Origin of the sequence: Halomarina halobia (genome assembly GCF_029338575.1) — an archaeon.
GTDB lineage: Archaea > Halobacteriota > Halobacteria > Halobacteriales > Haloarculaceae > Halomarina > Halomarina halobia.
The window spans coordinates 404,673-424,475 of sequence record NZ_CP119992.1; the positions used below are offsets into that span (position 1 = coordinate 404,673).

15 protein-coding genes are annotated in these 19,803 nt (G+C 71.5%); 4 read left to right on the plus strand and 11 right to left on the minus strand.

The genetic code is table 11. The features are described 5' to 3' along the window. Positions 1–47 precede the first annotated feature (47 nt). The 4 genes from P1K31_RS02175 to cobN all read right to left on the minus strand — a co-directional run bounded on the left by P1K31_RS02175 (position 48) and on the right by cobN (position 6,873). Complete coding sequence (locus tag P1K31_RS02175; RefSeq protein ID WP_276304638.1) at positions 48–1,358, minus strand: cobyrinic acid a,c-diamide synthase; 1,311 nt, start codon at positions 1,356–1,358, stop codon at positions 48–50. Between the two features lie 76 nt (positions 1,359–1,434). Then, positions 1,435–2,232, minus strand: a complete 798-nt coding sequence (locus P1K31_RS02180) for a cobalt-precorrin-7 (C(5))-methyltransferase (RefSeq protein WP_276304639.1) — start codon at positions 2,230–2,232, stop codon at positions 1,435–1,437. Then, the gene (locus P1K31_RS02185) at positions 2,229–2,996 is read right to left on the minus strand and encodes a precorrin-8X methylmutase (RefSeq protein ID WP_276304640.1); all 768 of its coding nucleotides are present in this window, start codon (positions 2,994–2,996) and stop codon (positions 2,229–2,231) included. Before P1K31_RS02185 ends, P1K31_RS02180 begins: the two co-directional genes overlap by 4 nt. Then, the gene (gene cobN, locus P1K31_RS02190; RefSeq protein WP_276304641.1) at positions 2,989–6,873 is read right to left on the minus strand and encodes a cobaltochelatase subunit CobN; all 3,885 of its coding nucleotides are present in this window, start codon (positions 6,871–6,873) and stop codon (positions 2,989–2,991) included. The genes P1K31_RS02185 and cobN overlap by 8 nt, the downstream gene beginning before the upstream one ends. Before the next feature lie 33 nt (positions 6,874–6,906). On the opposite strand from cobN, the gene P1K31_RS02195 reads away from it, so the two are divergent. After that, positions 6,907–9,039: a VWA domain-containing protein gene (locus P1K31_RS02195; protein ID WP_276304642.1), complete on the plus strand. Its 2,133-nt coding sequence runs from the start codon at positions 6,907–6,909 to the stop codon at positions 9,037–9,039. Next, positions 9,036–9,368, plus strand: coding sequence for a (2Fe-2S) ferredoxin domain-containing protein (locus P1K31_RS02200; RefSeq protein ID WP_276304643.1), 333 nt, complete (start codon positions 9,036–9,038; stop codon positions 9,366–9,368). Before P1K31_RS02195 ends, P1K31_RS02200 begins: the two co-directional genes overlap by 4 nt. Positions 9,369–9,383: 15 nt before the next feature. On the opposite strand, the gene P1K31_RS02205 is transcribed toward P1K31_RS02200, so the two are convergent. The 5 genes from P1K31_RS02205 to P1K31_RS02225 form a co-directional block, all read right to left on the minus strand. Further along, positions 9,384–10,118, minus strand: a complete 735-nt coding sequence (locus P1K31_RS02205) for a CbtA family protein (protein ID WP_276304644.1) — start codon at positions 10,116–10,118, stop codon at positions 9,384–9,386. Next, complete coding sequence (locus P1K31_RS02210; RefSeq protein WP_276304645.1) at positions 10,118–10,306, minus strand: CbtB domain-containing protein; 189 nt, start codon at positions 10,304–10,306, stop codon at positions 10,118–10,120. The genes P1K31_RS02205 and P1K31_RS02210 overlap by 1 nt, the downstream gene beginning before the upstream one ends. 291 nt (positions 10,307–10,597) lie before the next feature. Continuing rightward, positions 10,598–12,223, minus strand: coding sequence for an SLC13 family permease (locus P1K31_RS02215; RefSeq protein ID WP_276304646.1), 1,626 nt, complete (start codon positions 12,221–12,223; stop codon positions 10,598–10,600). An 86-nt stretch (positions 12,224–12,309) separates the two neighbouring features. Then, entirely contained in the window at positions 12,310–12,555 is a 246-nt protein-coding gene (locus P1K31_RS02220) for a DUF8599 family protein (protein ID WP_276304647.1), read from the minus strand. 84 nt (positions 12,556–12,639) lie between these two features. Continuing rightward, positions 12,640–15,393, minus strand: coding sequence for an ATP-dependent helicase (locus tag P1K31_RS02225; RefSeq protein WP_276304648.1), 2,754 nt, complete (start codon positions 15,391–15,393; stop codon positions 12,640–12,642). A 172-nt stretch (positions 15,394–15,565) separates the two neighbouring features. Between P1K31_RS02225 and P1K31_RS02230 the strand changes: the two genes are divergently transcribed. Next, the gene (locus tag P1K31_RS02230; RefSeq protein ID WP_276304649.1) at positions 15,566–16,312 is read left to right on the plus strand and encodes an MBL fold metallo-hydrolase; all 747 of its coding nucleotides are present in this window, start codon (positions 15,566–15,568) and stop codon (positions 16,310–16,312) included. A 125-nt stretch (positions 16,313–16,437) separates the two neighbouring features. On the opposite strand, the gene P1K31_RS02235 is transcribed toward P1K31_RS02230, so the two are convergent. Continuing rightward, positions 16,438–17,505 (minus strand): mRNA surveillance protein pelota, encoded by a 1,068-nt coding sequence (locus P1K31_RS02235; RefSeq protein ID WP_276304650.1) that lies wholly within the window; start codon positions 17,503–17,505, stop codon positions 16,438–16,440. 156 nt (positions 17,506–17,661) lie between these two features. Here P1K31_RS02235 and P1K31_RS02240 point away from each other — a divergent pair, with 156 nt between their 5' ends. Next, complete coding sequence (locus P1K31_RS02240) at positions 17,662–18,723, plus strand: zinc-dependent alcohol dehydrogenase family protein (RefSeq protein ID WP_276304651.1); 1,062 nt, start codon at positions 17,662–17,664, stop codon at positions 18,721–18,723. 83 nt (positions 18,724–18,806) lie between these two features. On the opposite strand, the gene P1K31_RS02245 is transcribed toward P1K31_RS02240, so the two are convergent. Continuing rightward, the gene (locus tag P1K31_RS02245) at positions 18,807–19,766 is read right to left on the minus strand and encodes a DUF4013 domain-containing protein (RefSeq protein ID WP_276304652.1); all 960 of its coding nucleotides are present in this window, start codon (positions 19,764–19,766) and stop codon (positions 18,807–18,809) included. Between the last annotated feature and the right edge of the window lie 37 nt (positions 19,767–19,803).

A 19,803-nucleotide genomic window follows, 5' to 3' on the forward strand; every position in this document is an offset into this window, starting at 1 on the left:
AGCTGAGTTGGTCGACTCCACAGGGGAGTCGGTCCGGGGGTATCGGGCTACGTCGACAGCGACTCGACGAAGCGGTCGAACGCGCCGCTCTCGGCGTGGACGTGCGCGTACGTGCCGAGCGTCCGGTACTCGAGGAGGCCGTCGCGCTCGCCGTCGACCCCCCGGCCGCGCGCCACGTCGAACGCGAACCGCGCATCCGAACCCACGTCCGCCGTCGAGTAGTGGAACTCGTGACCGCGGAGACGGTCGCCGCGACGGGCCGTGAGCGCGTCCGTCGTCGCCTCGAGTTCGACGTGGTCGAGCGCCTGATAGCGGTCGCGCATCCGCACGTCCGCCGGGAGGACGCCGGCCATCTCGTGGGTCTCGCCGTCGGCCGTGGTGAGCGACTCCGCCATCGCCATCAGGCCGCCGCACTCCCCGAGGACCGGGAGCCCGTCGCTCGCGCGCCGTCCGAGTTCGGCGAGCGTTCCGCCGGCCGCCAGTTCGCGGCCGTGGAGTTCGGGGTAGCCGCCGGGGAGGTACACCCCGTCGCACTCCGGGATCGGGTCGCCCGCCACCGGCGAGAACGTCTCGACGACCGCTCGCTCGCGCAGGCGCTCGACCGTCGCCGGGTATCGAAAGGCGAAGGCGGCGTCCGCGGCGACGGCGACGCGCGCGGCGACCGGCGCGGCTGATCGAGCGGTTTCGGCCTTCGGCCCGGGGGGCTCGCGCGCGATCTCCGCCAGCCCCTCGACGTCGAGATGCTCGGCCGCCGCGTCGAGCGCGGCCGACGGGAGCGGCGCCTCGTCGCCCATGTGGAGGCCGAGGTGGCGGTCGGGGATCTCGAGGTCCTCGCGCGGCGGGAGCCGCCCGAGGTACGCGATGTCGGCGGGCAGCGCCTCGCGGATCCCCCGCTCGTGGCGGCCGCCGTGCGCGCGCTGGGCGATCAACCCCACCACGTCCACGTCCCGCCCGATGACCTCGGCGTACTCGCGGAAGCCGAGCGCCGTCGCGGCCACGCTCTCCATGCCCGCCTTCGCGTCCGCGACGAGCACGACCGGCAGGTCGAGCGCCTCGGCCACCATCGCGGTGCTCGACCCGGAGCCGTCGTACAGCCCCATCACGCCCTCGACGACGCACACGTCGCCCTCCCCGCGGTGGTAGTTGCGACGCGTCCCCTCCTCGCCCTCGAGCCACGGATCGAGCGTCCGCGAGGGGCGGCCGGCGACCGCGGCGTGGTGGCTCGGATCGATGAAGTCCGGGCCGGCCTTCGCGGGCTGAACCTCGTACCCGGCGGCCGAGAGCGCGCGCAGCGTCGCGAGCGTGGCGACCGTCTTCCCCACGCCGGAGCTGACGCCGCCGAGGACGAACCCCCTCACCTGAATCCCCCCGTCGGGGGTCGTGCTCCGTTCACCGCCGACCCGCCCGCGGCCGTCGTCGCGCCGGGAGCCGGCGTCATCTGGCCGTCCTCCGGACCGCGAGCACCGAGAGGTCCGAGAACGGCGTGTCGTCGCGGCCGTCGCCGCCGGCGTGCTCGGCGAGCCCCTCGAGGGTGTATCGGCGGATCGCCTCGTCCTCGTGGGTCAGTCGCTCGCAGACCAGCGCGTCGAGATCGGCGTCTGCGCCGCGGTCGAGCAGGAAGGCCGCGACGTCGCCCGGCATCCAGTCGAACGGCCGCGGCAGGACGAGCAGGTGACGGTCGCCGACGGCGGCCGCCAGCCGCTCCAGGTCGGCCTCGATCGGCCCGCTCTTGTGCAGCGTGACGAACGTCGTCCCCTCCATCGGGGTGCGCGCGCGGCTGGCCGCCACCTGTAGCGACGAGATGCCCGGTATCACGCGCACCGGCGCGTCCACGGCCCGCTGAACCTTCCCGACGAACTGGTAGCCCGAGTGGTTCGGATCGCCCATGAGGACCGCCACCCCGCGCTCGCCGCCGGCCACGCGCTCCGCGAACGCGGCGAGCGTCTCGGCCTCGTCGCGATAGCCGCAGGCGAGCAGGTCGGCATCGGTCACCCCGGCGACGAACTCGACCACGGTCGAGAAGCCGACCACGACGTCGGCCTCCCGGATCGCCCGCTCGCCGCGGGGCGTGAGGTACTCGGGGTTCCCCGGACCGATCCCGACGGCGCGGACGGGGCCGACCCCGTCCGCGCCGGAACCGGCGGGGTCCTCGATCGGCTCGGGCTCGGCAGCGGCCACGTCCGCGGGATCGGCCGGTGCGGAGCCGGCCTCCGGGTCGGACGTTCCGCTCACGCGGCCCCCCCGTCGTCCCCGGAGCCGGGGGGTAGCTCGAGTTCCCCGGTCCGAACGTCCGTCGCCACGTGGATCAGCTCGTTCGTCAGCGCCGCCGCCAGCCCGCTGCCGCCGCGCCGACCGACGTGCGTGATCGCCGGCACGCCGCGGGCTTCACACGCCTCGCGGATCCTCGCCCGGCTCTCCTCGGCCTTGACGAAGCCGACGGGGTGCGCGAGGACCACCGCGGGGCGCGTCCCCTGTTCGATGCAGTCGGCGAGGGCGAGCGCCGCCGTCGGCGCGTTGCCGACGGTCACGACCGAGCCGTCGAGCGCGCCCTCGCCGTCGAGTTCGAGCATCGACGCCGCGGTGCGGGTCATCCCGGTTCGCTCCGCGAGCTCCGTCCCCCGGCCGATCGCCTTGATCACCTCGCAGTCGTGACCCCGGCCGGTGATCCCGGCTTTCACCATCGTGATGTCGGTCACGACGGTCGCCGCGTCGAGGACCGCCCGCGCGCCCGCTCGGACGGGGGCGTCCTCGTCGGGATCGCCGTCGGGACCGGTCCCGGTGAAGCGAAGCAGGTGCTGGAACTCGATGTCGCCCATCGAGTGGACCGACTTCTGGCGGAGCCGATCGGCGAGCGTCTCGTCGGGGACGAACTCCCGGACGATGTCCATGCTCGTCTCGGCGATCTCCATCGCGTTCCGGGTAGTCGCCCCGAGGTCGGCGTACTCCTCGTCGAAATCCGGCTCGGCCCTCGCTCCGGTTTCGGGGCGATCAGTCATCGGTCGTCACCTCCGCGCGGTCGTCCGCGGTCCGCGCCTCGAGGTCGCCCTCGACGGCCAGGTTGAGGTCCCGCAGGCGATCCGACGTCTCCCGGTCGGCGTCCCAGAGGTCGCGGTCGATCGCCTCCAGCAGCGTCCCGGTGATCGACTCGAGCGCCCAGGGGTTGACCTCGCGCATCCACGCCCGCCGCTCCTCGTCGAGGGCGAACCGCTCTGCGACGCCCTCCCACAGGCGGTCGGAGACGACGCCCGTCGTCGCGTCCCAGCCGAGCACCACGTCGACCGTCGTCGAGAGGTCGCCCGCGCCCTTGTAGCCGTGTTCCTCCATCGAGTCGAGCCAGTCGGGGTTCAGCACGCGGGCGCGCATCGCCTTTCGGACCTTCTCCTCGTTCGTGTACACCGAGACGTTGTCCGGATCCGAGGAGTCGCCGACGTACGAGGCGGGCTCCGCGCCGGCGACCTCCGCGACCGCGGAGATGAACCCGCCGTGGAAGGCGTACCAGTCCGAGGAGTCGAACTCGTCCTGCTCCATCGTGTCCTCGATCTTCACGGTCGCGTCGACGTTCGAGAGGCGGCGCTCGAAGGCGTCGTGCGCCGCCGTGACCCGTCCGCGCTTGCCCATCGCGTAGCCGCCCCACCGGACGTACACCGACGCGAGGTCCGCGCGGTCCTCCCAGTTGCCCTCGTCCACGGCCTTGTTCGTGCCGGCCCCGTAGCCGCCGGGCGTGGTCGTGAAGACGCGGTGGGTCGCGGCGCGCTCGGCCTCGTCCGCGTCGAGCCCCTCCGCCGCCAGCTCCTCGGCCTCCTCCTCGACGTGCTTCTTGACGTAGTTCCGCTCGTGGGGTTCGTCGAGCGCGACCACCGCCTCGACGGCGTCGTGGATCACGTCGGCCGCCGCCGGGAAGGCGTCGCGGAACAGCCCCGAGACGCGCGTGGTCACGTCGATCCGCGGCCGACCCAGTTCGTCGAGCGGGATCGGCACCACGTCGTCGATTCGACCCGCGTCGGTCCACCGCGGCTCGACGCCCATGAGCGCGAGCACCTGCGCGATCGTCTCGCCGCGGGTGCGGACGGTGGGCGTCCCCCACGCGACGACCCCGATCTCCTCGGGATACTCGCCGCGCTCCTCGCGGTGCCGTTCGAGGACGCCCTCGGCGACGTCCCGCCCGACCTCCCAGGCGTGCCTGGCGGGTACCTTCCGGGGGTCGAGCGTGTAGAAGTTCCGGGCCGTGGGCAGCAGGTCGACGCCGCCGCGGGTGGGCGCGCCCGACCCGCCCGGCGGGACGTACTCGCCGGAGAGCGCGTCCGCGGTACGGGGGACTTCGTCCGCCGCGCCGCGAACGCGGGGGGCGGCCTCCTCACAGATGAACGCGAGCACCTCCCGGAGGTCGTCGTGCGCGCCGGGGGTCGCCCTCGCGTCGCCGATCGTGTCGACGTCGACGACGAGCAGGTTGACGTTCACCTCGTCGTCCGGTCCGGCCACCCGCTCGGAGGCCGGCAGGTCGAAGTCGTGCTCGGCGAGCGTCGAGACGAGGTCCACGCAGGTGTCGTAGACCGCGTCGGCCGCCCGTGCGTAGGTCATGCCGAGGGCGTCGTCGTAGGCCCCCGGCGAGTCGAGCATCGCCTCGTAGTCGACGCCGAGCGCGCCGGCGACGCTCTCGCGCAGCGAGGGCGCGCCCGCGTTCTCCAGCCGTGTCAGCGCCACGAGGTACTCCACCAGCCGATCGCCCGCGGGCGGTTCGGACATGGTGTGCAGCCCCAGCCGGATCTGCGTCGTCTTGACGTCCGTCAGGTACTCGTGGATCCGCTCGACGAGCTCGTCGATCTCGACCTCGTCGCCCTCGATCGCGCCCTCGGCGAGCGTCGAGCCGGCCTCCTCGGGGCCGCGGACGTCGACCGTCTCGTCCACGGTCCCCGCGACGCCGAGCTCGACCGCGAGGTCGAGGTCGTCGACGGCCTCGCGGATGTGCGCCGCGAGGTGCTCGCCCTCGTCGGCTCGGGCGGCCGTCATCCCGGCCTCGCGGTACTGGTCGGCCAGCTCTTCGAGCGCCGCCAGCTCGTCGTACGTGCCGGCGTTTCGCATCACCGGCGTCAGGTAGTCGACGACGGCGGCGTACGACCGGCGCTTCGCCTGCGTTCCCTCCCCGGGGTTGTTCACGATGTACGGGTAGACGTTCGGGAGGTCGGCGATCAGCGCGTCGGGGGCGCTCTCGCCGTTCAGTCCCACGGTCTTCCCGGGCAGCCACTCAAGCGATCCGTGGGTACCGAGGTGGACGACCGCGTCGGCCTCGAACGCGTTCCGGAGCCAGGCGTAGAACGCGACGTAGTCGTGGGGCGGCTGCAGGTCCGAGTCGTGGTACACCTTCGAGGGGTCCATCCCGAACCCGCGCGGGGGCTGGACCGTCACGAGGACGTTCCCGAACTCGACGCCCGGGACGGCGAACGGTCGGTCGGGAGGGTCGCCCCACTCCGCCACCACGTGCTCTCTGAACCGCTCGTCGCGGGCCTCGAACCACGCCGCGTACCGCTCCGGGGACACCACGTCCACGGACCGCTCGCGGACGTCCTCGGGGGCGACCCAGCGGTCGTCGAGGGTGAGCTGCGACGTCAGGCGGTCGACGAGCGCCCGCCCGCTCTCCGGGCGCTCCCCGCCCAGGTCGTAGCCGCGAGCCGCGAGTTCCTCGAGCAGGTTGACCGTGCTCTCGGGGGAGTCGAGCCCGAACGCGGTGCCGATGCCGTCGTCGCTCGGCGGGTAGTTGTGCAGCACGACCGCGACGCGCTTCTCGTCGTTCGGCGTGTGCCGAAGCGTCGCCCAGTTGACCGCGAGCCGCGCGGCGTGTGCCACCCGGTCGTCGATCGGGAAGTGCTGCTTCGGCGCGCTGCCGATCCCCGCCTCGTCGTCCATCCGCTCCTTCCCGCTGATGGGGTGAGTGATGACGTTGCCGTCGAACTCCGGGAGCGCCACCGACAGCGCGAGTTCGAAGCCCATGACGCCCGCGTCGCTCGCCTCGTAGCGGGCCCGGGAGCGCATCGTCGTGATCGTCTGGATCACCGGGACGCCGAGCCGGTCGAGGAAGACGCGTTCGGCGTTCTTCCCCTCGTCGCTCGCCGAGCGCCCGCGCTCGTCCATGGACAGCGAGAACATGAACGAGGACAGGACCGCGTCGACGATCGGTTCGCCGTCGCGGAGCAGCCAGTTGTCCGCGATCCACTCGGCGTCGCGCTGCCCGTCGGCGTCGGTCGCCGGGTTGCAGAACACTGGGAGCGCGTTCGCCCCGAGCGCCTCCACCGCGCGAACCTGGGCGTCCACGTACCTGGTGTTCTCGTGGGTCCAGTGGGACTCGTAGAACCAGATCCCGACCGTCGGCGCGGCGGGGTCCAGCTCCGAGAGCAGTTCCTCGTACTCGATCCCGGGGTGATCGGGGTGGTAGACGCCCTCGGTGGGGAGCGCCGCGGGGTCGTCGTACTCGTCGTCACGACCGCCGTACTCGACGGCGAGGTAGCGACAGAGGTTCTCGAGGTTGATCGTCCCGCCGCGCTCCAGGTACTCGTAGACGCGCTCGCGCCCTTCCTCGGAGACGGTCGTGTCCTCGACCGCGAAGGCGTCGCCGGTGGACTTGACGACAAGCGGGACGCCCGCCTCGTCCAACCGGCCGACGGCGTACTCGTACCCCGGCATGCTGTCCTCGGCCCCGTGGAGCCAGAGGATCGCGGCCGAGGCGGCCGACAGTTCGTCGACGAACGCCTCCACGTCCGAGTCCTCCTCCAGGTCGCTCTCCGAGCGGACGACCAGTTCGATCCCGTCGAGTCGGTCCGCCGCTCGCTGAACGGAGCCGAGTTCGTTCTCCGTCGCGGTGTAGATGCCGAGTCGTGTCATAGTTATTTAAACTGGTGTTGTATTAACGCAAGTATGGTTGCTGACCCCCCGCGCAAAAAGATATCGACCGTCCCCTTCCCGGCGATCGTCGGGCAGGAGTCGCTCAAGCGGGTGCTGTTGATCGCCGGCGCGAACGACGACCTCGGCGGCGTCCTGCTCTCGGGGGAGAAGGGAACGGCGAAGTCGACCGCGGTGCGGTCGTTCGTCGATCTCCTCCCGCGCCAGCGCGCGGTGGCCGACTGCGCCTACGGCTGCTCGCCGGACGACCCCGCGGCGCAGTGTGCGGACTGTCGGGATCGGGACGATCCGCCGGTCGAGACGCGATCGGTGCCGCTCGTGACGCTGCCGCTCGGCGCGACGCGGGATCGCGTGGTCGGGACGCTGTCGATCGAGGACGCGCTCGCGGGCGAGGCCGACTTCGATCCCGGACTGCTGGCGCGCGCCAACCGGGGGTTCCTCTACGTCGACGAGATCAACCTGCTCGACGACCACCTGGTCGACGTGTTGCTCGACGCGGCCGCGAGCGGCGTCAACGTCGTCGAACGCGACGGGGTCAGCGTCAGCCACCCGTCCCGCTTCGCGCTGATCGGCACGATGAACCCCGAGGAGGGGGACCTCCGCCCCCAACTGCGCGATCGGTTCGACCTCCGGGCGACCGTCGAGGGGTGTCGCGACGTGGCCGACCGCGTCGAGATCATCGAGCGGGCGCTGACCCGGACCGACGACGGGCGCGCCTTCGCCGCGGAGTACGACGAGAGCGTGGCGGCGCTCGGCGAGACGGTGAGCGCCGCTCGCGGGGCGCTCCCGTCCGTCACGTTGCCCGCGGAGCTGAAGCGGACGATCGCGGAGCTGTGTCTGGACGCGGGCGTGGACGGCCACCGCGCCGACATCGCGACCGCCCGCGCGGCGATCGCGCTCGCGGCCCTCGACGGCCGGACGACGGTGATCGAGTCGGACGTGCGCGAGGCGGCGTCCTACGCGCTCCCCCACCGTCTGCGGAGCACGCCGTTCGAGGAGCCGCCGGATCCCGACGAGTTGCTGGACGAGCACTTCGACGAGCGGGGGGACGCGAGCGACGGCGACGCCGATCCGGCAGACGACGGCGACGGGGAGAACGGGAACGCCGACGCGGACGGTGATGGCGATGCGGACGCGGACGGTGACGCCGACGGCGCACCGGACCAGTCCGACGGCGACGGGGACGGCCCGACCGATCGACCGGAGTCGGCCTCCGACCCCCCGCCCGAGGCCGAGACCGAAGCACCCGGCGACGGATCGTCGGGCGGGAGCGCCGGCGACCGCGACGCCGACGGGGACGCCGGCGATTCCAGCGACGGTGCCGAGGAGGCCGCGCCCGTCGTTCCCGGGCAGCGGCGAGCCGAGATCGGCGAGGGGCGATCGCCGGAGGTCGCGGCACCCGACGCCGAGGGCGCGGACGGCGGACGCGGAACGCGGGTCGGCGCGCCGCCGACGGTCGGCGATCGGGGCCTCCGGGTCCGAACCGAACCCGCGACGGGCGACGATCCGGTCGACGCCGCCGCTTCCGTGCGGGCGGCGGTCTCGCGGGGAAGCGCTCGCGTCGAGTCCCGCGACCTAAGGCGCACGGTGCGGACAAGCGAGGCGTCGTCGGTCGTCGTCTTCGCGGTCGACGCCAGCGCGTCAATGCGTCCGGCGATGCGGGCCGCCAAGGGCGTCGTCCTCGACTTCCTCCGGGGCGCGTACCGGCGGCGCGACGAGGTCGCCTTCGTCGCCTTCGCGGGCGAGGACGCCGACGTCCTGCTCCCGCCGACCCGGAGCGTCTCTCTCGCGGCCCGGCACCTCAAGGAGCTACCGACGGGCGACCGGACGCCCCTGCCGGCGGGTCTCGATACCGCCCGCCGGGTGATCGACCGCGCGGACTCGGACGCGAGCGTGGTCGTGCTCGTGACCGACGGACGGGCGAACGTCTCCGACGGGAGTCCGACGGCGGCGACGCGGCGCGCGGCGCGGAGGCTCGCCGCCGCCGGCGCGCACGTCGTCGTGGTTGACGCCGCGTCGGATCGGGGCGCGGGACTCTCCGGCGTCGTCGCCGAAGAGACCGACGGCGAGACGGTACCGCTGTCGGCGCTGACGCCCGAGGTCGTCGAGGCGGCCCTCGACGCCGCCGGGGAGGGGCGATCCCGGTGAAGCGTCGCACGCCCGACCGGGAGGCTCACGGACAGGTCGCTCACGTGTTCGTCTGCACCACCCGTCGTGATTCGGAACACGCGTGCTGCGGGGCGGTGGGCGGCGACGCGGTCCTCGAGGCGGTGACGGACTGGCTCCGGTACCGCGACGCCTTCTGGTCCGACGTGTCGGTGAGCACCACGTCGTGTCTCGGACTCTGCAGCGAGGACGGCGCGGCGCTCACGGTCCAGCCCCACGACGAGTGGTACTCCGACGTGCGCGCCGCGGACGTCCCCGCGCTGCTCGAAGGGACGGTGGGGACGGAGGTCGGTGACCCCGTCCGGGAGTAACGCGGTCGGGAGCGGTCAGGCCCCGAGGGGTTCGCCGTCCCCCGACCGTTCCAGGGGGGAGCCGTCTCCCGCGCGGCGATGGAGCCAGCCGTAACAGGAGGCCAGGAGGAGCCACAGTCCCGCCTGGCTCAGGACGACCAGTCCCCGAAACGCCGTCGCCAGCGCCGGGGGGACCCCGCCGTGCGCGACGGCCGACGGGCTGACGAGCGGTAGGATCGCGACGGGCAGCGCGAGCGGCGAGAGGCCGAGCGCGATCGCGCGTCGGGTCGTCGTTCGCGCCGCCGCCCGGCGGTAGAGCAGCAGCGACGCGCCCGCGGTGAGCGCGCCGAGGAGCATCAGCCCGGCGTAGATCGGCACTCGGAGGTCGGTCGAGAGGGACTGCTCCGCCCCGGGAACGACGGGGGGGAGGACGAGCCACGGGGTCGCGGAGACGGTCAGGAACCCGGCCCCCGCGAGCACGTACGCCTTCGCACGTCCGCGTCCGGGAAGCGCCGGCTCGAGGAAGTAGAACGCGACGCCGAACGCGGCACCCAGCAGCACGCCCCAGAGGACGCCGCCGCCGACGCCGGCTGCGGCGGTCGTCAGTTCCGAGACCGCGTGGGCGTGATCGTGACCCCCTCCGTGGCCGTGCCGACTCACCTCCTCTACGTATCCGACGAGCGGGCCCGCGACGACAGCCACGAAGACCCCGTAGGCGATCCCCGCGAGGGCTCCCGCCGCGACGCCGCGCTTGAGATACGCGACGAGCATCAGTGGCAGGTGATGCCGGCGGCGTGTCGGAAGGTGTGCAGCGAGTCGTGGGCGAGCGGATCCTGCAGGAACATCAGGGCGAAGGTCAGTGCGGCTAGCAGCGCGAGTCCGGCCGCGATCTCGCCCGCCGTGAGTTCGATCTGTACGGTTTCGAAGCGGTCGTGCACGGTTTCGTTCGTGGACGTCATACAACTCGGCTTTAGGTACTGAAACTTTAGTTGTAAATGTTCCGCTTGGGATGACGGTCGATCTACAGGACGCCCCGGTTGCGGAGCGCGAGGGAATTCCGGGACCGGCCGAAGTGAGAGGAGTCGGTGGAGGAGAGCGGGGAGCACCGCACGCGCGTCGAGGGCGAAGGGCGGACGGTCCGAGGACCGGCGTCCCGGATCGGCGCGTGACGGATCGGCGGGCGGTCGCGTCGTCGGCGATCTGTTCGCGGCGGACGCGAGAGCGGTCTCGGAACGGCGGTCGAGGGTCCCTCACCACAGCACGACCGGCCAGACGAACTGGAACAGCAGCCAGATGAGTCCCGTCAGCACGAGCGTCATCAGGACGTTGAGGACGACGCCGGCCCGCATCATCTGTGACTGTTCGATGTAACCGCTGCCGAAGACGATGGCGTTCGGCGGCGTGGCGACGGGGAGCGCGAACGCGAAGCTGGCCGCGATGGCACCGGAGACGGCGAGGAAGACCGCCGCGGCGACCTCCGAGAGGCCGAGGGTCGTGGCGAAGACGCCGCCGATGCCGATGAGGATGGGGACGATGATGGTCGCCGTCGCGGTGTTCGAGGTCATCTCGGTGAGAAAGATGACGAGCAGGACGACGACGGCGACGACGAGCACGATCGGCGCGCCCGTGAGCGAGGAGAACACGGTGTCCGCGATCCACTCCGTCGCGCCGGTGTCCGCGAGCGCGTCGGCCAGCGCGATGCCACCGCCGAACAGCAGGATGGTCCCCCAGTCGATGTCCACGAGGTCGTCCCAGTCCATCGTGTCGGAGAGCACGAGCGCGGGGATGGCGAACATCCCGACCATGACGTAGTAGAGCAGGCCCTGGTGGCCCTCGACGCCGAAGACGGTCATGCCCTCGCCGCCGAAGATCGTCGTCGCCCACGCCGCCGGCAGCCACGGGCCGATGAACTCGCCGAGGCCGCCGAGGACCCACAGCGCCGCCGTGGCGGTGAAGATGTAGGCGACGCGCCGCCCTCTCACGCTCAGTTCGCCCTCCTCGCGGAGGTACTCGCGGGCCTGCTCCTGTGCCTCGTCGACGCTCTCGACCTGCGGCGGGTAGAGGCGATAGGTGAGGACGTACCAGACCAGCGGCAGCGTGACGACGACGACGGGGACGCCGATGAGGAGCCACTGCGCGAACCCGATCTCGTAGCCGAGAATGGAGTTGAGCTGTCCGGCGAGGATCGCGTTCGGCGGCGTCCCGATGAGCGTGCCGACGCCGCCGACGCTGGCGGCGTAGGCCGTCCCGAGGAGCATCGACACCTGGATGTTCGTGAACCCGTCGACGTCGAGGTCCGCCGACGCGAGGCCGCCGTCGGCCGCGACGTCCGAATCGACGTTCGCGCTCGGATCGCTCGCCGCCGCCTCGATCCCCTCCCGGCCGACGACCTGCGCGAGCACGCCGAGGGCGATGGGCGTCATCATCGCGGCGGTCGCGGTGTTCGACACCCACATCGAGAGGAACGCCGTGGCCAGCATCACGGCGAGGACGAGCCGGCGCGGCGACGTCCCCATCCACGCCATCATGTAGAGCGCGATGCGGCGATCGATCTCGTACTTCTGGAGCGCGTTCGCGAGCATGAACCCCGCGATAAACAGGAAGATGATGTGGTCCGCGAACCCCCTGAGCGCGTCGTCCATGCCGGCGTAGACGCCGAACCCGGTCAGCAGGACCGGGATCGATAGCGCGGTGACGGCGAGCGGGAGCGCCCCGGTCACCCAGAGCACTCCGGCGAAGAACATGGTCGCGAGCGCGTACTGTCCCCTGAGAGGGAGTCCGTCCGGCGTCGGCGCGGCGGCGATGCCCGCCACCCCGAGCAGCGCGACGGCGAAGACGAGCAACCGTCCGTACCCCCCTGTCTTCCCGTGTATCATTGATACACTGCGATCCGTCGGCTACCGCGCGATTAATACTTTCGAACGAGACGGAGTGACTTACCGCAACGAACCGTCGACGGCGGTCAAAAGTTCTTCGCGATGGCTTCGATCTGTTCGGGGGTGAGGTCGGCCGCGTAGAGTTCGAAGAGGGTGCGTCGACGCGACAGGGAGAGCGCCCGCGTCCCCCGTTCCAGCATCGAGACGTGCGCCTGGAGGACGCCGTCGACCTCCCGCTCGACGGCGCGCTGGTCGTACCCCGCCGCGACGCGGAGGAGGCGCCAGGCCAGCGGCGAGAGAGTACCGACGTCGATCGGCTGCGGGGAACCCATCGATCGAAACGGGCGGTGGGTCCGACATAAATCACCCTACTGACGCGAGCGACGGTAGGACGACCGGCCGCCCCCCGCCGGTCGTCAGTCGGTCTCCCCGAGCGCCCCGGCGGCCGTCCCGTCGCCGATCTCCCGCAGGACGCGCCGGTGGAACTCGCGGAGGACGGCGCTCTCGTCCTCGGCGAGGACCACGTCGCTCGCGGCGAGCGTCGCGAGGCCGAACGCGCGCGGCGAGGGCGAGGTCACCTGTCGGCTCTCGACGACGAGGTCGCCGCGCCGGACGGCCGAGAGCACGTCCTCGATGGCCTCGACGTGCAACTTGTCCTCCAGAATCTCGCGGTAGGTCTCCTCGACGACGGCGAAGTCCTCCAGGTCGTCGGCGAAGCCGAGCAGCATCTCGCTCGAGACCTGCTGTTGACTCGCGGACTTCTCGTAGCCCTTGTACCGCTTGAGGATCATCAGCGAGCGCGTCGCGTTGATCCGGAAGTAGCGCTTGAGGAGGTCCGTCCCGGAGAGCGCGTCGCGGAGGTCCGTCCGGACCTCCGCCGGGGCGACGTCCTCGAGGACTCCGACGAGGTCGACCTTCCGGTTGAGCGGCATGGAGAGGGTGAACCCGTGGTCGGCGACGGCGACGGTGACGTTCGCGTCGGCGGCCCGCGCGCAGCGGTGGGCGAGCAGCCGCGAGAGGCCGTCGTTGAACCGCCGGCCGTAGTTCGAGTGGACGTAGTAGCGCCGGCGGTACTCGGTGCGGTCGAGTTCCACCTCGATCGCCAGGCGGTCGTGCGTGCTCACGCTCCCAGCCCCGGCGTAGCGCACCTGCTGGTCGTACGTGCGCGTCGTCGCGCGGACGGCGTTCTCGTCGATCGGGAACCCGCGGAGCCACGACCGGACGGCCGGCGGGCCGCCCGATTCGAGCCGATCTAGCAACTCGCGCTGGAAGGTGAGCACCTCACGCCCGAGGTCGTACGAGAGGGGGAGCCGCTCGGAGAACCACGAGGGGACCGTCGGTCGGGCGCTCGTCGGATCGACGTACACCTTCGATCCGCGCCGGTAGCGGTACTCGAAGTGCGAGCCGCCGAGGACGAACACGTCGCCCGCCTCGAGCGTGTCGAGGTACGCCTCGTCCAGTTGCCCCACCCACTCGCGCTCCCCCCGGGTGAACACGTCGCAGGAGAACGAGTCGGGGATGGTGCCGACGTTCGTCAGGTAGATGACGCGGGCGAGACGGCCGCGCTTGCCGAGCAGCGGTTCGCCCGCGGGGAAGTCGGGGTAGTGGTACTCGCCGTCGGGCGGGTCGTTCTCGTCACGCCACACCTTCGGGTAGACGTTGCGATCCGCGAGCCCCTCGTAGTCGGCCGTCAGGTAGCGAAGCAGCGTCTCCCAGTCGGCGTCCGAGTAGTTCCGGTAGGGGTAGGCACGTTTGAGAATCCGCTTCGCCTCCGCCTCCGGACGGACGGCGTCGATCGCCATCCCGTAGACGTGCTGGGCGGCCACGTCGTGGGCGTTCTCGGGGACGAACACCCGGTCGACGAACCCCTCCTCCGCCCGCTTCAGCATCACCGCGCACTCGACGAGTTCGTCGCGGTCGAGCGCGACCACCCGCCCGGTCACCGTCTCGCCGAGGCGATGGCCCGCCCGGCCGACGCGCTGGAGGAGCGCCGCGACGGACTTCGGCGAGCCGACCTGCACCACGAGATCGACGTGGGGCATGTCGATGCCGAGTTCGAGGCTCGTGGACGTGGTGACGACGTCGAGTTCGCCCGCCTTCAGCCGCCGCTCGGCGCGCCGCCTGCGGTCCGCCGAGAGCGAGCCGTGGTGGCAGCCGGAGTTCTCCTCCGTGTAGTCGTCGTACCGCTCACGAAGGTTGTGCAGGACGCGCTCGGCCCCCGAGCGCGTGTTGGTGAACACGAGCGTGTTCGTGTGCGCCCCGATCAGTTCGTGGAGCTGTTCGTAGAAGCGGTCGGTCACGACCTCGGGCGGCGTGTTGACGAGGTCGTCGGTCGGGCAGGTGAGCCGGAGGTCGAACTCACGGACGAAGCGCGTGTCGACGATCTCGTACTCGCGCACGTCGCCGTCGTCGTCGCGCCCGACGAGGAACTCGGCCATCGTCGAGAGCGGTTCGACGGTGGCCGAACAGCCGATGCGGGTCGGCGAGCGGTCACAGAGCGCCTCGAGGCGTTCGAGCGACACCGCGAGGTGGGTCCCGCGCTTGTTCTCCGCCACGCTGTGGATCTCGTCGACGACGACGTACTCGACCGTCCGCAGCTTCTCCGAGAACTTCGGCGAGTTGAGCAGGATGGCGAGCGTCTCCGGCGTCGTGTTCAGGACGTGGGGCGTCTCCGTCAGCATCCGCCGGCGCACCGCGTCGTCGGTGTCGCCGTGGCGGATCGCGTGGCGGATCTCGATCTCGTCGTCCGCGAGGTCCGCGATCCCCGACAGGGGGACCTCCAGGTTGCGGTGGATGTCGTTGGCGAGCGACTTGAGCGGCGAGACGTAGAGGCAGTAGACGGAGTTTCCGAGCCCCGACTGGCGGTCCCGGCGGTAGAGCTCGTTGATGATGGCGCAGAAGCTCGCGAGCGTCTTGCCGGAGCCGGTCGGCGCGCAGATGAGCGCGTTCGTCCGGTCGTGGATCAGGGGGATGGCCTCCTTCTGCGGGGGCGTGAAGAAGCCCCCGTTCTCGGGGACGTACGCCCCGAACTCCCGGACCCACCACCGCGCGACGGCGGGTTCGAGCAGGTCGAGCACGTCCGCGTCGTCGATCGACACCGCCTCCGACGCGAAGTCGAAGTCGTACGACGCGAGGAGCGCTCTCCCCCCTCCGGACGTCCCCCGTTCCATCGTCGCGAGCCGGTAGGCTTCGAGGACGGAAGTGGGTTGGGTAACCGGAGTGAAAGTGAATCCGACGGGACGACGGCGGTCGGGACGCGGAACGGTGGTCGCGGTGCGGGGCGGCCGTCTCCCTGCGAGCGACGCCCGCGGACATTTAGGCCTCCGCGTCGATTGCCGCGACATGCACGTCACGTTCCTCGGCACCGGCAGCGCCATGCCCGCCGGCGACCGCGCGCAGACGGGCCTCCTGCTCGAATCGGAGGCGGCGGACCCGCTGCTCGTCGACTGCGGGAGCGGCGTCCTCTCCGCCCTCGCGGGGACCGACGCAGGCTACGAGGGCGTCCGGACGGTCCTCCTCACGCACCACCACCTCGACCACGTCAGCGATCTCATGCCGCTGTTCAAGGCGCGGTGGCTCGCGGGCGCGACGGACGTCGAACTGATCGGGCCGCCCGGCACCGCCGACCTCGTGAGAGGGCTGTTCGACGTCCATGAGTACATGCAGGGTCGCCTGGACCTCGTCATCCGGGAAGTCGAACCGGGGGAGTTCGAGGCCGCGGGGTACCAGGTCGCGGCCGCCGAGACGGTCCACTCGATGCCGTGTCTGGCCTACCGCTTCGAGGCCGACGGGGCGACGTTCACCTTCAGCGGCGACTCGGAGGCGACCGAGGACCTGGCCGCCTTCGCCGACGGCTCGGACGTGCTCGCCCACGACTGCTCGTTCCCCGACGAGGTGGACGTCGACAATCACCCCACGCCCTCGCAGCTCGGCGCGGCGCTCGCGGGCCACCGCTACGGACGGGTCTTCCTGACCCACCTCTACCCGCACACGGAGGGCCGCCACGAGGCCATGCTCGAATCCCTCCGCGAACACTACGACGGCGACGTGCGCTTCGCGCGCGACGGCCTCACCGTGACGGTGGAGTGACGGCCCCGTAACGGTCGAGCCGCCGTCGATCGAGACCGTCGCGGGGAGGTTCGACGGGCCGGTGACGGTGCCGTGGAGGGGCCGGCCGACGGGGACCGGGACGGACGACGAACGGGTGACTCGGATTACTCGAGTCGGTACCGCAGGATCGCGGCGATCCCGCCGAGGTTCGACAGCTGTTCCCCCGGCGCGAATTCGGAGGAGAAGACGACCACGTCGCCGCCCTTCCGGTCGACCGTCTCCAGCAGGTCGTTCGCGTCGACGTCCCACTCGCCCTCGCCGCCGCGCTCCTCGCGGAGGCGCTCGTCCACCACGAGCAGCGTCTCGACCGCGCCGTATTCGGCGGCCTCGGCGACGCTCTCGACGCCGTAGGCGGCCTTCGCCCCGCCCGCGATCTCCGCCATCAGCCGGTCGATGAGCTCCGCCTCGCGGGCGATGCGCGTCTCGGCCTGCACGTCCTCGACCGCGCCGCGCTTGAGCACCTCGTGGACGCCGCGGTCGCCGACGGCGCTCGTGTCCACCATCGTCACCCGCTCCGCGACCTCGGGGGCGTTCTCCTCCACGTACTTGTAGGCGTCCTGCTTCGTGAAGCCCGGCCCGGCGAGGATGATCGCGTCGGCGTCCATCCGCCGGAGCACCTCGGTCAGTTCGGCGAACAGCTGCGTGCGCGACTGGGCGTACTCGCCCTTGCCCGTCGCGCCCGAGAGCGAGGTGCGCTCCTCCGCGCCGTACTGCGCGACGGTGTGGACGTGCGCCGCGCCCTCCTCGACGGTGGCGATGGCGACGTCGGGGTTGTCGGTCGCCTCCTCGGCCTCCCGGAGCCGTTCCAGCTGATCGGGCTTCCAGCGCTTCGTGATCTCGAGCTCCTCGTTCTGCTCGACGTTGAGGGTGTGGTGGAAGCCGAGCTGGTCCTCGCGCGAGCAGTCCTCGATGACGCCGGAGACGCGCAGGCGGTTCGCGAAGCGCGCGAACTCCGTCTCCTCGACTGCGACGGTGACGTACATGTACTCGCGCTCGCCGCCCGTGTCGCGGAGGTTCTCGTCGTCGCGGCGCACCCGGCGGGTCGTGTCGCCACCGACGAGGTCGCCCGGTTCGAGCACGTAGCTGAGGTGCCAGAGGTCGTCGAGCGTCTCCGGGACGACCGTTATCCGCTCTCGTCCCCCCTCGACGCGCTGACGGTCGGCGATTCGCATGGCGGGTACTGGGCGGTCCCCCGGTAAGTGCCCTGCTATCCGGCGTTCGAACCGTCGGTTCGAGCGACCGCTACGGCCGTCTCTATCCCACGACGTGGGGATCGTCACGGCGTTCGAGGATACGCTTATCACGCTCGTTACCGATTACCGTGTGCTATGCGAGCAGCAGTCCTCAAGGAGCACGGCGAACCGCTCGAGATCGAGGAGGTAGACGACCCGCAGGTCACCCCGGACGGGGCGATAGTCGAGATGGAGGCCTGTGGCATCTGTCGCTCCGACTGGCACGGGTGGCAGGGCGACTGGGACTGGCTCGGCATCCAGTCCGAGGAGGGGCAGATCCTCGGCCACGAACCGGCCGGTCACGTGATAGCGGTCGGGGAGAACGTCACGCGCTTCGCGGAGGGCGATCACGTCGCCATCCCGTTCAACCTCGGCGACGGCACCTGCATCGAGTGTCGCACGGGCCACGGCAACACCTGTGAGAACCTCATGCCGCTCGGCTTCGTAAAGGAGGTGCAGGGAGCGTTCGCCGAGGAGGTACACGTCCCGGCTGCGGACCAGAACCTCGTCGCACTCCCCGACGGCGTCTCGTCGGTCGACATGGCCGGCCTCGGTTGCCGGTTCATGACCGCGTTCCACGGGCTGGCCCACCGCGCCGACGTGGGCGCGGGCGACTGGGTGGCGGTCCACGGCTGCGGCGGCGTCGGCCTCTCCGCGGTCCACATCGCGGACGCGCTGGGCGCGAACGTCGTCGCCGTCGACCTCATCGACGAGAAGCTCGAGAGGGCGAAGACGCTCGGCGCGACCGAGACCGTCAACGCGGGCGACGTCGAGGACGTCCCCGGCGAGGTGCAGGCCATCACCGACCGCGGCGCGAACGTCTCCGTCGACGCGCTGGGCATCGCCACCACCTGCCAGAACTCCGTGCTGAGCCTCGGCCGCCGGGGGCAGCACCTCCAGATCGGCCTCACGACCGAGGACGAGCAGGGGATGGTCTCCCTCCCGACCGACGCGATGGTCATGCAGGAGATCGAGTTCATCGGCTCGCTGGGCATGCCGCCCACGCGCTACGACGAGATCTTCCGCATGGTCGCCACGGGCAAGCTCGACCCGAGCGCCGTCGTCAGTGAGACGGTCGGCCTGGAGGACGTCTCCGACAAGCTCGCGGCGATGACCGACTTCGAGACCGTCGGCATCCCCGTCATCGAGCGGTTCTGACGGTCGGTCGTCCGCGCCTCGCCGGTTCCGTTTTTCGTCGCGCCGATCACCGGTCGGGAGCGGATACGAGCGACGTGGGTGCGTCACCGTCGCCTGCGGAACTCGTCGGCGGCCGGGTCGTCGTCGGCGACCGTCGGATCGAGCTCCGTCGGCTCGGGGCGACTCCCGCGCCAGTCGGCCTCGGCCGCGGCGCGGGCGGAGGCCGTGTGGTCGAGCGACACCTCCGTGGCCGACTCGCGGTCGCCGTCCGCGTCGTCCCCCTCGCCCGCCTCGTCCGGGTCGTCGGCGAGCGCGGCGCTCGCCGCCCGCGCCAGGAGGTAGCGGGTGACCACGTTCAGGTGGAAGTGGACGACGACGCCGACGAGCAGCAGCGCGTAGAGCAACAGCGCGATCGGGACGAGCACGACGACGACGCCCGCGGCCATCGCCCAGCCGACGACGTAGTCCTCGGTGAACGCGGCCGCGCGGACGGCCGAGAGGTCGAACGCCGCGCGAACGTCACCCTCCTGGGCGAACCTGACCGTCGCCACCGGGACGAGGTACGTCGCGAGGAGGCCGGCGAGCAGACCGAAGAGCAGCGAGAGCGCCCCCACGGTGTCGACGACCGCGCCGAGTCCCTCGCCCGCGTCGATCGCCACCGTGAGCGCGGCGAGCCCCACGAGGGCGAGCGCGGGGAGCAGGTAGGCGACGACGACGCCGAGCGACCGGACGGCGTCGGCGCGGACGAACGCGCGAACGGAGGGGGCGACCGGGCGCGGTTCGCCCGCCACCTCGCGGGCGACGCCGACCGCGTGTCCGCGAAACATCGTCCGCACGACCAGCGAGAGGACGACCGAGAGCGCGAGCGCGGCGGCGAGCGTCAGCACGGAGGGGGAGGTCGCGTCCGCGGGCACGGCGTCGACCGTTTCGGCGGCGAGGGTGATCGCGGCGAAGAGGACGACGAGGTCGGAGACCGTCAGTACCAGTCGGAGGACGCAACCGAGCAGATACGACCCTGCGGCTGCGGTGCCGGAGAGCGGATACAGCAGGGCGTCGCGAAACACGACTGAAAAGTGAGTCAGGGGGGTGATAAACCCTGCT

Coding starts and splice junctions, on each gene's coding strand:
- P1K31_RS02185 (WP_276304640.1), bottom strand. CDS start 2,996: ATGACTGATCGCCCCGAAACCGGAGCGAGGGCCGAGCCGGATTTCGAC.
- cobN (WP_276304641.1), bottom strand. CDS start 6,873: ATGACACGACTCGGCATCTACACCGCGACGGAGAACGAACTCGGCTCC.
- P1K31_RS02195 (WP_276304642.1), top strand. CDS start 6,907: ATGGTTGCTGACCCCCCGCGCAAAAAGATATCGACCGTCCCCTTCCCG.
- P1K31_RS02205 (WP_276304644.1), bottom strand. CDS start 10,118: ATGCTCGTCGCGTATCTCAAGCGCGGCGTCGCGGCGGGAGCCCTCGCG.
- P1K31_RS02210 (WP_276304645.1), bottom strand. CDS start 10,306: ATGACGTCCACGAACGAAACCGTGCACGACCGCTTCGAAACCGTACAG.
- P1K31_RS02215 (WP_276304646.1), bottom strand. CDS start 12,223: ATGATACACGGGAAGACAGGGGGGTACGGACGGTTGCTCGTCTTCGCC.
- P1K31_RS02220 (WP_276304647.1), bottom strand. CDS start 12,555: ATGGGTTCCCCGCAGCCGATCGACGTCGGTACTCTCTCGCCGCTGGCC.
- P1K31_RS02225 (WP_276304648.1), bottom strand. CDS start 15,393: ATGGAACGGGGGACGTCCGGAGGGGGGAGAGCGCTCCTCGCGTCGTAC.
- P1K31_RS02230 (WP_276304649.1), top strand. CDS start 15,566: ATGCACGTCACGTTCCTCGGCACCGGCAGCGCCATGCCCGCCGGCGAC.
- P1K31_RS02235 (WP_276304650.1), bottom strand. CDS start 17,505: ATGCGAATCGCCGACCGTCAGCGCGTCGAGGGGGGACGAGAGCGGATA.
- P1K31_RS02240 (WP_276304651.1), top strand. CDS start 17,662: ATGCGAGCAGCAGTCCTCAAGGAGCACGGCGAACCGCTCGAGATCGAG.